The following is a 13,299-nucleotide window of genomic DNA, read 5'->3' on the forward strand; positions in this document are numbered from 1 at the left end:
TCGTACAGCGTCGCCGTGTCGATCTCCACACGTGACGGGCGTTCTGGTGGGGTGCGGGGTTCATGTGGCGGCGGCGGCCTTCTCCTCGTCGAGAGGGAAGAAGGGGAGCTCGAGGTAGACGCGGTCGGCGGCGGCGAGGATCTTCGTGGCGTCGTCGACCGGCGGGTGGATGTGCTGGTTGATCCGCTTCTTGATGTCCGCGCCGTCGGCGCCCGAGGCCATCACCCTGCGGTCCCAGCCCCTCGTGAAGACCCCACCGGCGCCGCCCAGGTCCAGGCAGGTGACGTACGGGCCGGGGGTGAAGTCGCGCAGCGGCAGGTCGAGCAGGTCGGCCGCCGCGTTGTACCCGGCGACCTTGCCGAGCGGGGTGGCGTGCTGGCAGGCCTGCATGACCGTGTGCTCGGCGTCGAACGCCGCCGCGGCCGTGTCCCCGGCGACGAACACCTCGGGAAGGGCGCGCAGCCGCTGGTCCACCGGCACCCGGCCGAGGTGGTCGAGCCCGTCGGAGATCTGCCGGGTGAGCTCACTTGCCCTCATCCCCACCGACCAGACCACCGCGTCCGCCTCGACCCTGGTGCCGTCGGAGAGGACGGCGTATCCGTCGCCGACCTCCCTCACAGTCGTCCCGAGGCGGCGTTCGATGCCCAGCTTGTCCAGCGCCGCCTCGATCTCCTCGCGCGGGCCCGGGCCGAGCTGGTCTCCGACCACCTGCGACCGGTCCACCAGCAGCACCCGGCCCCGGGCGGCCAGTTCGGTCGCGGCCTCCAGGCCGACGAACCCGGCGCCGACGACCACGGCGCGGTAGTCCTCCCGGTCGCGCAGATGGCCGGTGAGCCGCCGGGCGCCGTCCAGGGTGTCGATGTCGAAGAGCCGTTCAGCGCCGGGCAGGCCCTGGGGCCGAACGAGCCTGCTGCCCGCCGCCAGCACCAGACGGTCATAGCCGATCTCCTGGCCGTCGGCCACCACCACGCGGCGGCCGGTGTCGATCGTGCTCACCGAGGCCCGCAGGTGCTCGACGCCGATCGGCTCGAGGATCCTGCTCAGCTCCACCTTGGCCAGGTCCGGCTCCGGCTCGTACAGGCGCGGCCGCAGCACCAGGTGCTCGTCCGGCGCGATGAGCGTGATGCGCAGGTCCGCCTCTCCGCGTGCCAGCGCCGCTCCGGCCGCGCTCCACACGCCCGCGAAGCCGCCTCCGATGATCACAACGTGTGCCGTCATCTTGTCCCTCCCTCAGCCTCACCCCCGGGGGATCGGAGGTTCGGCAGGGAGACAACATGGCGGGTTCAGATGTGACCGATGTGCGCGAACTTCTCGGGATTGGCCAGTCTCCTGAACGCGGTGATCCGCCCGTCGGCGATCTCCACGGTGTCGAGCCAGACCAGCTCGCCGCCGCGGTAGGTCGCCAGGGCCGGGTGCCCGTTCACCTCCATGATCTGGAACGCGTCGGGCCGCCTGATCTCGATCTGCCTGACTGTCAGCAGGGCGATCGACTCCGCACCCAGGACCGGCCTGCGCGCGGCGGTCACCTTGCCGCCGCCGTCGGCGATGTAGACGGCCTCGGGGTCCAGCAACTCGACGAGCCCGGCCATGTCCCCCGCGTCGGCGGCCGCCTTGAACGCCTTGAGCACACGTTCGGTCTCGGCCCTGGACGCCCGGGGCCGCTCCTTGACCGCGGCGACCCGCGCCCGCGCGCGGGAGGCGAGTTTGCGGCTGGCGGCGGGCGTGCCGCCGAGCACCTCGGCGATCCGGCCGAACGGGAAGTCGAAGACGTCGTGCAGCACCAGCGCGACGCGTTCGGCGGGGGTGAGGCTCTCCATGACCACCAGCATCGCGGTGCTCACCGACTCGTCCATGAGCACCTGGGCGGCGGCGTCGGGCCCGGTCAGCAGCGGTTCGGGCAGCCAGGGCCCGACATAGGACTCGCGCCGGACGCGCGCCGACTTCAGCACGTTGTACGACGTACGGGCGGCCAGGGTCACCAGCCAGGCCCGCAGATCCCGCACCTCGGACAGGTCGGCGGCGGCGGCACGCAACCATACCTCCTGCGTCACGTCCTCGGCCTCGGCCACGGTGCCGAGGATCCGGTAGGCCGCCCCGAAGACCGCGGGGCGATGCGACTCCCAGTCGGCCTCCGCCAACGTGCCGGTCAGCTCCACTGTCGGCCTCCTACCCTCTCGAATCGTCGACCCTCGAGTCCAGGCAAAACGATCTCCTGACCCGAACGGTGGGTCTCACCCGGTCGGCGCGTGCCACCACTGCCCTTCGCCCAGCGCCTGCCGCAGTTCCTGGGGGACGGTGGCCGGGATCGTCAGGATTGGCGGATCGCGGCGACGTCGAACTCCAGCAGCACCTTCGCGCTGACCATGGCCGTGGTCGCGGCGTTCCAGTTCACGCCCCAGTGGTTACGGTTGATCGTGAGGCTGCCCTTGAAGCCGACCCGGAGCTCGCCCTGCGGGTCGTTCTCGACGCCGCTCAGCTCGAAGTTCACGGTCACCGAGTTGATCACACCGCGGACGGCCAGGTCACCGGTGACCTTGAAGCTGGTTTCTCCGGTCTGTTTCACCTTGGTTGAGGTGAAGGTGAGGTCCGGGTGGTCGTCCACGTTCAAGAACGTGCTGCGCAGCTGGGCGTCGCGCTGCGGATTGCGGGTCTGGATGCTCTTGGCCTGGATGGTGAGCCGGACGCTGGACTTCGACGGGTCGTCGCCGTCCAGGTACGCGCCGCCCTCGAACTCGTCGAACTGCCCGCGCACTCTAGTGGCCATCGTGTGCCGGGCGACGAAGCCGATTCGCGTGTGGGCGGTGTCGAGGACGTAATCGCCGGTCAGCTCGCTGAGCTTGGTCGTGGTTGACATGCTTGGTCACTCCTGGAGAGGGAAGAGGTGGTCAGTCCTTCGGTTCCACGCGCTTCCTGCGGGACGGTCGCGGCTGGAGCGTTCGACTTCAGCAGTCCGACGACACAGCACCCTGGAATGTGAGGTGAGGCGCCAACCTCACATTCCGAGGTGTTGTCTCGTCGTACTGGTGAGAGCACATGGGACAAAGGAAAGTCGACGCCATGACCACCCCATCCGAGCCAGGAGCCGACCGGCTCGATCCGGGCCTGAGCGCGATCATGAGCGAGCGCAGTCAGCTGATCAATCTGGCGTACCGGCTCCTCGGCTCCCTGGCCGATGCCGAAGATGTCGTACAAGAGACGTACGTCCGCTGGTATGCCATGTCCCGGCGTGAGCAGGAGGCCATCGAGTCCCCCGGCGGCTGGCTGACGAAGGTCGCCAGTCGCGTCTGCCTCGATCTGCTCGGCTCGGCACGCGCGAGGCGGGAACGCTATGTGGGCGAATGGATCCCCGAGCCGCTGCCCGAGCGTACGGAGTGGATCAACGGGCGGCCGGGCGGCGGCGTGGTCGATCCGGCCGACCGGGTCACCCTCGACGAGTCGATCAACATGGCCTTCCTCGTCGTGCTCGAATCGATGACCCCGGCCGAGCGCGTCGCGTTCATCCTGCACGACGTCTTCCGCTACCCCTTCGCCGAAGTGGCCGAGATCGTCGGCCGTACGCCGGCGGCATGCCGCCAGCTGGCCGTCTCGGCCCGCCGTCGCATCCGCGCGTCGCAGGCTCCCGCGACTCCGGCAGCCCGGCAGGCCGGCATCGTCAAGGACTTCAAGCAGGCATGGGAGGCCAAGGACATCAACGCCCTCATCGGCCTCCTCGACCCCGACGCCACGGCGATCGCCGACGGCGGCGGCCTGGTCAGCGCCGCGCTCCTCCCGGTCGAAGGCAGCGAGCAGGTCGCCCGCTACTGCGTCGATGTCGCCGCCATGGCACCCGATCTGACGATCCTGGAGCGTACGGTCAACGGTCAACCCGGTCTGGTGCTTCAGCTGGACGACGTCACCGTGGGAGTGATGGCGTTCGAGGTCACAGGTGACCGAATCAAGCGCATCTGGGGAGTGCGGAACCCCGAGAAGCTCCGGCCGTGGACGACGGGCTGACGCGCGCTGCTCACCCGGCATGGCCGAAGCTGAGTAGTTGAGGCCGATCAACGATGGGGCCGTTCTGCTGCGATGGAGGTGGCTTCGGTCAAGCCCGCCATCCAGCCCGCCCGGATGGTACGTCCGTCGCGGTGACGCCGGTCGTGTCCTGGGGCGCCGCGATCATCGCGGCGCCCCGTTCCGGCCTGCCACCCGCATCATCGGAGGGTCACCGGCGTTCTTGCCATCGCCGGACACCACCAGGGCAGCGGCCCAGCCGGCAGGATCGCCCATCAGATCAGGCCGGCTCACACCTCCGGCGGGAACCAGGCCTGAAGGTTCTGAGGGTTGATCGGCACTGAGATATGTTCGTGCGTGATCAACCACTTGTCATTTGACCGTCGGCAACAGACGGTCGATCGTACCCATATCGAACTCTGGAGCCCGTTCTTGCGCGTTCCGCTGTCCAGATGAAGCATGTTCGCGAACGCGACATCTGCATGCGTCGCAATGGTGAGGTCGTGCGTTTCCAGGCCGATGGCGCCATCGTATTCATCGAACCACCGCACAAAGTTGCCGCGGACTTCCTCGGCCCCCACGAACTGGAGCGGGGGAACGACATCGTAATAAACGATGTCGGAAGAATAATGCGACATGAGTCGATCAATGTCCTTTTCCTGGCAGGCCTCGACTCGACTGTCCAAGAGCGCCCTAACCTCGGAATCGTTCGAAGTCATCGCATCCTCCGTTCAAGAATTCCGACCGCAACCAGCCCACCTGGCGACGGCCCCTGTGCTTTCTGTGGAATATCCGTACCAGCCCCGTCGGTGTCCCTTGCTGGATCAGGCCGCGCGGCCGGCCTTGAGTGAGGCCGCGGTGTCGACGACGCGGCGGGCCTGGTGACGGGCCGCCTGCAAGGTCACCTCGCTGGGAGAGCCATCGCCGGCCACGTGGGAGGTGCCATAGGGATTGCCTGACTCGAACTGGATGGGGTCGGTGTAGCCGGGGGGCACGATGATGCCGCCCCAGTGGTAGAAGGTGTTCCCCAGTGCCAGGAGGGTGGACTCCTGTCCGCCGTGGGCGGTGTTGGAGGCGGTGAAAGCCGAGTACACCTTGTCCGCGAGCTTGCCTGTGTACCACAGGGGACCTGTGGTGTCGATGAACTGCCTGAGCTGGTTCGCCGGGCTGCCGAAGCGGGTGGGGGTGCCGAACAGCACCGCGTCGGCCCAGGCCAGATCGTCGTGGCCGGCCTCGGGGACGTCGGCTGTGTCCTTTAGGTGTTGGGCCCAGGCCGGATTGGCGCTGATCGCCTCCGGTGGGGCCGTTTCGGCGACCTTACGCAGTCGTACGTGTGCGCCGGCCTTCTCCGCACCCTCGGCGGCGGCTTGCGCCAGAGCGTGCACGTTGCCGGTGGCGCTGTAGTAGATGACTGCGACGTTCACGGGTTCCATGATCGGTTTACTTCCTTCGCGTTCGGTTCATCGGTACGACGACACAGCCCTGCGCAATGTGAGGCGCCGCGCCGACCTCACCCTCCGGGCCCAGGACGCAGCCGGCACCCTCGCCACGGCCGCCTGGTGGCGCCGAACCGACCGCGACGGATCTGGCCTGGGCCGACACGCCAGGGAACCGCCGCCGTACCCCTCGCCGTAGCGTCAGGCGGGCCGGATGTTGGCTCAATCAAACAGGCGGGAATTGGATCTCCCGACGGTGCCGCTTCATCGCGTAGGGTCATGCCGCTCAGAACGATCCACCGCCAGGAGCGAGTAACGATGTCCTATCCGCCGCCGCGATACTTCAAGGACCACGGAATCGCCAGCGCGACCTACCGGCCGGCCGACGCACCGCCGGATCTCACGATCGGAGTCAAATCCCGGGTCGGCTATCTGGCGACCGGTGCGAGCACCGATGGCCAATTCGGTCTCTACCGCTGGGACATGGCCGCGATCCCGAACGGCCCCGGCGCCCACTTTCACAGGACCATTTCCGAGTCGTTCTTCGTCCTGGAGGGCACCGTCTCGCTGTACAACGGCGAGCGATGGCTGGACGCGACACCGGGCGACTTCCTGTACGTGCCGCCAGGCGGGGTCCACGCCTTCAGCAACAATTCCGACGCACCTGCTTCCATGCTGGTGCTGTTCACGCCGGGGGCGCCCCGGGAGGCGTATTTCCAGGAGCTCGCCGAAATCGTCGCTTCCGGCCGCCGGCTCAGCGACGAGGAATGGACCGAGGTGTACGCCAGGCACGACCAGTACGTCGCACCGTAGCCGATCAACGGACCCGTCGACTGCGAGGCAGCGGCGAGGCCGCGAAGAGATCAAGGCGCTTCGAGTCACCCTGGAACAGCGTCGTGAACTCAGCCGGCAAGGCCGGGCCGGCCAGGTGCTTACATGATCGGATGTCGTTGAAGGGGCTGGACATCGACCGGATGGCCGCCCCGCTCACCGGGGGGTCGAACCCTGACGTTCTGGTGCGGCCCTGATTCCCGGGTTACGTTCTTGTCCTCTCCTTGGACAGCGGATCAGGAGTCGGCGTTGGCGAGGCTGGCGGCGGCTGCCGTTCGCTGGGTGAGGCGGTCCAGGCGTAGTTCGGCGACGCCGCGGTAGGCCTTGCTCAGCAGGCGGGCCAGCGGGCCTTCGTGGCGGAACTCGTGGGTGACGATGGTGCCGTAGTCGTGGGGGCGCAGGTGCCAGGTGCCGGTTTCGCGGAAGCCGGGCACTTGCCAGGTCGTGTCGATGTCGTGGTCGTCGATTCGGGTGTATTCCCAGGTTCCGCTCAACTCTCCCTTGACGGTGATGAGGTAGCGGGTGCCGGTGGCGGCGCGGGCGGGTCCGTTCAGGGAGCGGAAGGCCGGGTTCCACTCCGGGAGGGCCTGCGGGTCGAGCAGCGCGTGCCGGACCCGGTCGAGGGGCGCGTTGAGGAAGCGGGTGGCTCGCTGGTGGGTCATGGCGGGGGACCTTCTGGGCTATCGGGTGGTGGCGATGCGACGGGCGAGTGCTTGACCTGCGGGAAGGCCGCGGACGAAGGAGCGCAGGAAGGTGTTGATCTGGTCGAGGCCGGTGTCTTCGGCCAGAGCGTCGATCGACTGGTAGAGCTGTTCCTCGATCTGGATGACCTGCCGGGCCAGGTCGTCGCCCCTGTCGGTGAGGCGGAGTTCGATGTGCCGGCGGTCGTGTTCGGCGGCGGTGCGCTGGATCAGCTCTGCGGCGACCAAGCGGTCGACCAGGCGGCTGGGGCTGGTGCCGCTCTCGCAGACCAGGAGCTCGCCCAGCCCGGTCAGAGTCAAGGGCTGGCGGTCGTGCAGGATGCGGATGACTTCGGCCTGGGAGGTGGTGAGGCCCAGCGGCTTCAGCGCTTGTCCCAGCAGGCGGTTGCCTTCGCGCTGGGCGGCCAGGACGAGGTAGCGGAACTCCTCTGCGGGGCGCATGGACGTCATTCTCCCAGGTCAGAGCTGGGCGTGAGCGGCGGCCAGGTCACCGCTGGTGGCGCCGGCCAGGGCGGGGGCCGCGCTCGGGTCATGGGCGGCCAAGACCGTCAGGCCGGGGTTGGCCAGGCGGAACTGGTTGATCATCTCGGTGGTGGCCGACAGTTGACGCTTTTCGCCGACGCCGGGCACGTGGCCCCGCTCCAGCAGGCCCACGTCGTAGGTCAGGTCTCCGACCATGAGCAGCGGTGCACGTCCGGAACCGCGGACCAGCATCGACAGCGACCCGGGGGTGTGGCCGGGGGTGGGCAGCAGCACCATGCTGCCGTCGTCGAACAGGTCGTGCCCGGTGGTGAAGGGGGCCAGGGTGCGGTCGGCCAAGGGCTCGGGGACGAGGTGGCGCCAGCGCAGGCCGGGCAGGTCGATGTGGGAGCGCAGGAGTCCGCGTAGTTCCGGTGCTGCCTGACCCAGGCTCTGCCACTCGCGGCGGCTGACCACGATCTGCGCGCCGGTCAGCTCGCGCAGCCCGCCGATGTGATCTTGGTGGAGGTGGGAGACGACCGCGGTGTGGACGTCGCCGATGTCGTAGCCGATGGCCGCCAGCTGGGAGGTGAGGGTCTGCTCCGGGGCGATGTCGAAGCGGGACAGCCGGTCATACATCACTCCGGTGATGCCGCCGGGGAAGTAGTCGGGGTCGGTCACCGAGGCGCGGTCCTGCCCGGTATCGAACAGCACCAGGCCGTCGCGGTGCTCGATCACGTACACGTTGATCGGTAGCGGCTGCGTCCAGCGCCGCGAGGTGAACAGCCACCAGTACAGCGGCTTGCGAGTGGCGGCCACGTGTTCGGGGTGGATCGACACCGAGCCGGTGCTGACCACTGAGACACGCTTGATGGGGTTTGCGGCGTTCCGCGCGTTCGTCATGATGATTAGATTACACGACATATATGTCGTGTCAACTAATCTTGGTTCGACGGACGGTTGCTACACCCCGCTGGACAGGTGGCGCCGGCAAAAGGATTTGGAGAGGGACGTCAGTCCCGCTGGCCCTGGACGAGCTCGTAGAGCACTTCACGCTGCTTCAGGATGATCTGGCAGCGGTGGCGAGGCGGGTGGAGAGGGCGCGGATGCGGTCGACGAGCTCGGGCGGCTCGTGCACTTCGAAGTCGATGTCCATCAGCGCGACCCAGACGGCGAGTTCGTCAAGGTCGTTCGCGCCGCTGGACAACGTGCAGGACCGCTCGTCGATCGGCTCGATCGTCCCCATCGTGGGCGGCATGTGCTCGGCGACGACCTCGGCCGGAGCGTGCATCGTGAAACGGCCCTGGTATCGATAGGGCGCGATGGAGATCGACCGGGACATGTAGGCCGCCAGGTCGGAGTCGGGAGGGTCGCGAGGGACGAACCGCGGTCCGTTCGGCGTCCGCAGGCTCAGGCGGTCGACCCGGTAGCTGCGCCAGTCGGCCCGGCCGGTGTCCCAGCCAAGCAGGTACCAGTGCCGCCCCGAATGGATGAGCCGGTACGGCTCGGCGGCGCGGACGCTCTCCTGCCCGTCGTGCGTCCGGTAACCGAACCGCAGGGTCTCGTGGTCGCGGCAGGCGGCGGCGATCACGGTCAGGGACGCCGGGTCCACCGCCGAACCCGCCCGTCCCATCGGCACGGTCATCGACTGCAGCGCGTGCACACGATGCCTGAGCCGGGACGGCAGCACCCGCTCCAGCTTGGCCAGCGCCCGTACGGAGGTCTCCTCGATCCCCGACACCGAGCCCCCGGCCGCCGTCCGCAGCCCCACCGCGACCGCCACCGCCTCGTCGTCGTCCAACAGGAGCGGCGGCAGATCCGTGCCTGCGCCGAGCCGGTAGCCGGGCGCACCGGCGGTGGCGTGCACGGGATAGCCGAGCTCGCGCAGCCGCCCGACGTCACGGCGGACGGTCCGCGCGGTCACGCCGAGCCGCTCCGCCAGTTCCACGCCCGACCACTCCCGGTGGGTCTGCAGGAGCGAGAGCAGTCTGAGCAACCGGGCCGATGTCTCCAACATGTTCTCCAGATTGCCCCATTCCTAGGACTGATCCTGTCCTAGCAGGTTCCTAGCGTGTTTCCCATGACGTTCACCACGGAGATCAGCCCGTTCCGCATCGACATCCCGCAGCCCGCGCTCGACGACCTGCACGACCGGCTGGCGCGCACCCTCTGGCCCGACGAGCTGCCCGGCGTCGGCTGGTCGTACGGCATCCCGGTCTCGTACGTGCAGCGGCTGGCCGAGTACTGGCGCAGCGGATACGACTGGCGAAAGCACGAGGCGGCGCTCAACGAGTACCCGCAGTTCACCACCGAGATCGACGGCCAGAACATCCACTTCCTGCACGTGCGCTCCCCCGAGCCGGACGCGCTGCCGCTGGTCCTCACCCACGGCTGGCCCGGCTCGATCGTCGAGTTCATGAAGGTCATCGGCCCGCTCACCGACCCTCGCGCCCACGGCGGCGACCCCGCCGACGCCTTCCACGTCGTCGCTCCGTCCATCCCCGGCTTCGGTTTCTCCGGCCCCACCCGCGAGACCGGCTGGGACCTGCGCCGGGTCGCCCGCGCATGGGCCGAGCTGATGAGCCGCCTCGGCTACGAGCGCTACGGCGCCCAGGGCGGCGACAGCGGCTCGGTCGTCTCCCCCGAGCTCGGCCGCGTCGCCCCCGACCGGGTGGCCGGCGTGCACGTCAACGGCGCGCTCGGCTTCCCGACCTTCGACCCGGCCGAGATGGAGGGCCTCACCGAGACCGAGCAGGCGCGCATGCAGATCTATGCCGACCAGGACCGCTCCGGCTACGCGATCATCCAGGTCACCCGACCGCAGACCATCGCCTTCGGCCTGCACGACTCCCCCGCCGCCCAGCTGGCCTGGATCGTGGAGAAGTTCAAGGAGTGGACCGACCCCGCGCACGACCTGCCCGAGGACGCGGTCGACCTTGACCAGATGCTCACCGACGTGACGATCTACTGGCTGACCCGCACCGCCGCCTCGTCCGCCCGGCTCTACAAGGAGGGCTCGGCACAGTGGGGGATGCCGGTCGAGCGCTCGGAGGTCCCGCATGGGGTCGCGGTCTTCCCCGGCGACGGCGGGATCCGGCGTGTCGCCGAACGCGAGCACAACGTGATCCATTGGTCGGAGTTCGACCGGGGCGGTCACTTCGCCGCAATGGAGGCCCCCGACCTGCTGGTCGACGACGTCCGGGCGTTCTTCCGTAAGGTCCGCTGACCACGGGCGGGGCGGCCTACGGAACGTCACCCGAGCGAACACGTTCCCGAGCACACTTGCCAAGCATGAGCCATTTCATCCGCTCATATCATGACATTCATGGCAAATGACCACCGCCGTACGGAGCTACGTGACTTCCTGCGCTCGCGACGCGCCCGGCTGGCTCCAGCCGACGTGGGGATGCCGGAGGCGGGCCGACGCCGCACTCCCGGCCTGCGCCGTGAGGAGGTCGCGGTGCTGGCGGGGGTCGGAGTGTCCTGGTACACCTGGCTTGAGCAGGGCCGCGACATCACCGTCTCCGCCGAGGTGCTCGACGCGATCAGCAGGGCGCTGCGGCTGGACGAGGCCGAACGACGGCATCTGTACCTGCTGGCCGGCCTGAACCCCCCGCCAGGCACCGCGGCGGCGGCCGAATCGGTGACGGAAGAACTGCGCCGTGTGATCGACGCCTGGTCGCCCCGGCCGGCCTACATCATGGACAGGCACTGGAACTTCGTGGCCGTCAACGATGCCGCCCGCGTGGTCTTCGGGTACGGCCGGACCGACCACAACTGCCTGGTCGCCTACTTCACCAACGAACGCTTCCGAGCCATGAGCCTGGACTGGGCGCAGCACGCCGCCGACGTGGCGGGCAGGTTCCGCGCGGACGCCGCGCAGTACCCCGACGACCCGGAGTTCGAACGCATCGCTTGCGAACTCGTCGCGGCCAGTCCCGAGTTCACCGAGATCTGGGCCCGGCATGACGTCACCGCCGGCAACTCCGCGGTCAAGTCGATCCGCCACCCGGACGCCGGCGACCTCTGCTTCGAAGCCCTGAAGATGCCGCTGAACGACCACCCCGGTCTGCACCTCGTGCTGCACAATCCGCGGCCCGGCACCGGAACCGAGACCAGGCTCGCCAAGCTGGTGGTGCCAGACCCACGATAACCGGAGTCTGGGTATCTTCCCTGGCAGGCGGCACGATCGTGGGCATGAGAGCTATCACGATCCCCGAGTTCGGCGGTGCGGACGTCCTTCTGGCCGCTGAGGTGAAGATTCCCGAGCCCGGTCCCGGCCAGGTTGCCATCGACGTCGCCTACGCGGGCGCCAACTTCGCCGAGATCCTCTACCGGCAGGGCCTTGCGGCGGTGCCGCTCCCCTTCGTCCCCGGCATCGAGGTCTCCGGCCACATCCGCGCCCTCGGCCCCGGCGTGACCGGCCTGCGCGTCGGCCAGCCCGTGGCGGCGCTGACCATCGTCGACAGCGGCGGCTACGCCGAGGTGGTCACCACCTCGGCGGAGCTGGTCGCCCCGCTCGACGGTTTCGACCTCGGCCTGAACGTCGCCGCGGCGATCCCGTCCAACAGCACTACCGCCTTCCTCGTGCTGGACAGGGTGGCCCGCATCGCGCCAGGCGAAAGCGTTCTGGCGCACGCCGCAGCCGGCGGAGTGGGCAGCCAACTCGGCCAGGCCGCCAGGCTGCTCGGCGCGGGCCGCGTTGTCGGCGTGGTCGGCAGCACCGCCAAGATCGAGGTCGCCAAGAGCTTCGGCTACCAGGAGGTGGTGCTCCGCGATCAGCATCCCTCCGGCTTCGACATCGTGGTGGACATGGTGGGCGGTACGGCACGCCGTACCGGGCTCGATGCCCTCAACCCGATGGGCCGCCTGATCGTCATGGGCAACGCCAGCGGCGCCGACGATGCCGGCATCTCGGCCAACGACCTGTGGCTCTCCAACAAGACCGTGTCGGGGTTCAACCTGGCGGCTTTCTCCGCCGCCTTCCCCGAGGAGGCAGGCCGAGCGCTGCGCCGAGCCGTCGCCGCCGTGGCGGCAGGCGACCTGCGGCTGCGCGTGGAGGAGCTGACGCTGGAGCAGGCCGCCGAGGCACACCGGCGCATCGAATCCGGCACGACCACGGGCAAGCTCGTCCTCAAGGTCGCCTGATCGCACCTGCGATGGACCTCGTCAGCTCGCGTAGTGGGAAGGCTTGCCCTCCCCACTACCGGCCGGCGGTATCCGTGGGGCGCAGGCCGAACAGCGGCCGACAAGCCGCTGTCCCGTCCACCCTCACTGCGGGCCGATTCTCCTGCATCCACCTCTCCCGGGTAAGCCGTAGGCGGTCGGATACGACGGCCTCGTCGCCGCGGGCGTCAACTGAGATGCCGTCGTACTCATAGCCGAGCTTGCGGGACACGCCCTGAGAGGCATGGTTGTCCTGGAACACCTCGGTGAGTGCGGCACGTGCGTCGAGGTGATCGAAGGCCAGCGTCAGCAAGCCGACTCGAGCCTCCGTTCCGTAGCCCTTGCCCTGGTGTTCGATTCCCAGCCACGCGGATGTCGTGACCTCCCGGACAACCGGGAAGTCGCGCGCTCGAAGCGTGACCACGCCAAGCGGGTCTCCATGACGAAAGACCCCAAGCCCGAGCCGCCACGCTGCCACGCTCCAGCCTCCAAGCTGGCCCCAGTGCGCCTGCAGCACGAACCGGGCCCGCTCCTCGGGGCTGCCGTCGGTCCAAGGCGTCAGGAACGGACGCTCGTCCGCGCGGTGCACGCCCCTGCCGGCGAGGTGAGCAAGCTCCGCCAGTTCCTCTTCACGGGGCAGGCGAAGCTCGAGCCGGGGTGTGAAGATGGTGAGGCCGTATAGGGGCCACAGATCAGAAAGCATGGACTCGATCCTG

Annotated in this window: 15 protein-coding genes; 5 read left to right on the forward strand and 10 right to left on the reverse strand. The window is 68.8% G+C overall.

Annotated elements, in window-relative coordinates; genetic code table 11:
• Positions 1–60: 60 nt before the first annotated feature.
• From ACQPWU_RS53805 to ACQPWU_RS53815, 3 genes are all read right to left on the reverse strand, one after another.
• Entirely contained in the window at positions 61–1,218 is a 1,158-nt protein-coding gene (locus tag ACQPWU_RS53805) for an NAD(P)/FAD-dependent oxidoreductase (RefSeq protein ID WP_433434779.1), read from the reverse strand.
• A 65-nt stretch (positions 1,219–1,283) separates the two neighbouring features.
• Positions 1,284–2,156, reverse strand: a complete 873-nt coding sequence (sigJ, locus tag ACQPWU_RS53810) for an RNA polymerase sigma factor SigJ (protein WP_433434781.1) — start codon at positions 2,154–2,156, stop codon at positions 1,284–1,286.
• A 152-nt stretch (positions 2,157–2,308) separates the two neighbouring features.
• A complete protein-coding gene (locus tag ACQPWU_RS53815) occupies positions 2,309–2,854 on the reverse strand; it encodes a YceI family protein (protein WP_433434782.1) in 546 nt (181 codons plus the stop codon).
• Positions 2,855–3,057: 203 nt separating this feature from the next.
• Here ACQPWU_RS53815 and sigJ (ACQPWU_RS53820) point away from each other — a divergent pair, with 203 nt between their 5' ends.
• Positions 3,058–3,993: an RNA polymerase sigma factor SigJ gene (gene sigJ / locus ACQPWU_RS53820; protein WP_433434784.1), complete on the forward strand. Its 936-nt coding sequence runs from the start codon at positions 3,058–3,060 to the stop codon at positions 3,991–3,993.
• Positions 3,994–4,280: 287 nt separating this feature from the next.
• Here the strand turns inward: sigJ (ACQPWU_RS53820) and ACQPWU_RS53825 are convergent, their stop codons facing one another.
• On the reverse strand, positions 4,281–4,709 hold the full coding sequence (locus tag ACQPWU_RS53825) for a YybH family protein (RefSeq protein WP_433434786.1): 429 nt from the start codon (positions 4,707–4,709) through the stop codon (positions 4,281–4,283).
• Positions 4,710–4,814: 105 nt separating this feature from the next.
• Positions 4,815–5,423 carry an NAD(P)H:quinone oxidoreductase gene (gene wrbA / locus ACQPWU_RS53830; protein ID WP_433434788.1) on the reverse strand — a complete coding sequence of 203 codons (609 nt, stop codon included), beginning with the start codon at positions 5,421–5,423 and terminating at the stop codon, positions 4,815–4,817.
• Positions 5,424–5,744: 321 nt separating this feature from the next.
• On the opposite strand from wrbA, the gene ACQPWU_RS53835 reads away from it, so the two are divergent.
• Positions 5,745–6,239: a cupin domain-containing protein gene (locus ACQPWU_RS53835; protein ID WP_433434790.1), complete on the forward strand. Its 495-nt coding sequence runs from the start codon at positions 5,745–5,747 to the stop codon at positions 6,237–6,239.
• Positions 6,240–6,493: 254 nt separating this feature from the next.
• On the opposite strand, the gene ACQPWU_RS53840 is transcribed toward ACQPWU_RS53835, so the two are convergent.
• The 4 genes from ACQPWU_RS53840 to ACQPWU_RS53855 all read right to left on the reverse strand — a co-directional run bounded on the left by ACQPWU_RS53840 (position 6,494) and on the right by ACQPWU_RS53855 (position 9,434).
• On the reverse strand, positions 6,494–6,919 hold the full coding sequence (locus ACQPWU_RS53840; RefSeq protein WP_433434792.1) for an SRPBCC family protein: 426 nt from the start codon (positions 6,917–6,919) through the stop codon (positions 6,494–6,496).
• Between the two features lie 18 nt (positions 6,920–6,937).
• Positions 6,938–7,399 carry a MarR family winged helix-turn-helix transcriptional regulator gene (locus ACQPWU_RS53845; protein WP_433434794.1) on the reverse strand — a complete coding sequence of 154 codons (462 nt, stop codon included), beginning with the start codon at positions 7,397–7,399 and terminating at the stop codon, positions 6,938–6,940.
• Between the two features lie 18 nt (positions 7,400–7,417).
• Complete coding sequence (locus ACQPWU_RS53850; RefSeq protein ID WP_433434796.1) at positions 7,418–8,320, reverse strand: N-acyl homoserine lactonase family protein; 903 nt, start codon at positions 8,318–8,320, stop codon at positions 7,418–7,420.
• A gap of 157 nt (positions 8,321–8,477) precedes the next feature.
• The gene (locus tag ACQPWU_RS53855; RefSeq protein WP_433434798.1) at positions 8,478–9,434 is read right to left on the reverse strand and encodes a helix-turn-helix transcriptional regulator; all 957 of its coding nucleotides are present in this window, start codon (positions 9,432–9,434) and stop codon (positions 8,478–8,480) included.
• Positions 9,435–9,497: 63 nt separating this feature from the next.
• Between ACQPWU_RS53855 and ACQPWU_RS53860 the strand changes: the two genes are divergently transcribed.
• The 3 genes from ACQPWU_RS53860 to ACQPWU_RS53870 all read left to right on the forward strand — a co-directional run bounded on the left by ACQPWU_RS53860 (position 9,498) and on the right by ACQPWU_RS53870 (position 12,565).
• Positions 9,498–10,643: an epoxide hydrolase family protein gene (locus ACQPWU_RS53860; protein ID WP_433434800.1), complete on the forward strand. Its 1,146-nt coding sequence runs from the start codon at positions 9,498–9,500 to the stop codon at positions 10,641–10,643.
• Positions 10,644–10,742: 99 nt separating this feature from the next.
• Positions 10,743–11,570 (forward strand): helix-turn-helix transcriptional regulator, encoded by an 828-nt coding sequence (locus tag ACQPWU_RS53865; RefSeq protein ID WP_433434802.1) that lies wholly within the window; start codon positions 10,743–10,745, stop codon positions 11,568–11,570.
• Positions 11,571–11,614: 44 nt separating this feature from the next.
• On the forward strand, positions 11,615–12,565 hold the full coding sequence (locus ACQPWU_RS53870) for a quinone oxidoreductase family protein (RefSeq protein WP_433434804.1): 951 nt from the start codon (positions 11,615–11,617) through the stop codon (positions 12,563–12,565).
• 55 nt (positions 12,566–12,620) lie between these two features.
• Here the strand turns inward: ACQPWU_RS53870 and ACQPWU_RS53875 are convergent, their stop codons facing one another.
• Positions 12,621–13,286, reverse strand: a complete 666-nt coding sequence (locus ACQPWU_RS53875) for a GNAT family N-acetyltransferase (RefSeq protein ID WP_433434806.1) — start codon at positions 13,284–13,286, stop codon at positions 12,621–12,623.
• Between the last annotated feature and the right edge of the window lie 13 nt (positions 13,287–13,299).

Origin of the sequence: Nonomuraea sp. CA-141351 (assembly GCF_050944675.1) — a bacterium.
In the GTDB taxonomy this organism is placed as follows: domain Bacteria; phylum Actinomycetota; class Actinomycetes; order Streptosporangiales; family Streptosporangiaceae; genus Nonomuraea.